Here is a 487-nt window from a genome sequence, read left to right on the forward strand (position 1 = left end):
TATGGCTGGCACGCGCCCTGCGGCTGGCGCACGCCGCAGGGGAAGAAGCTCTTCCCCGACCCGCAGCGCTGGCTGGAGTGCGACAAGGGCGGTGACTGGGCCGGTGGCGATGAGGTCCGCGAACTCGCCTGGATGCGAGCCGACATTCCCGAGGACGTCCGCCACTCGCGTCTGCCGGTGCTGCCGATGACCCGGATGCTGTTCGACGCCCTGGAGCGGGTGGGAGAAGTCGCTTTCACCGCGCTGTGCACCTACCTTCCGCTCCAGATCACCGGCGGGGACGCGTCCAGCGACTTGGACGACATGCGGGAGTGGTTCTCCCTGGCCTCCCCGTCCGCGCCCGTCGATGTCCATGTCACGGTCTCCGCAGCCCCCGCCGCGGCATGGGACGCCCCGAAGGAGCCTGCACGTGTGCTCACCGCTGTGCAGGAGCGCCTCGGCATGGCGGCCGAGGCACGTATGCCTGCGAGGATCGACGCGGCGCATC

At 70.2% G+C, this 487-nt stretch carries 1 pseudogene; it reads left to right on the top strand.

What is annotated here, in order from left to right:
• Positions 1-487 (top strand): annotated as a pseudogene (locus tag IG84_RS39210) (hypothetical protein); the annotation flags it as partial.

It is taken from the genome of Streptomyces ochraceiscleroticus, assembly GCF_000720485.1.
Lineage (GTDB): Bacteria > Actinomycetota > Actinomycetes > Streptomycetales > Streptomycetaceae > Streptomyces > Streptomyces ochraceiscleroticus.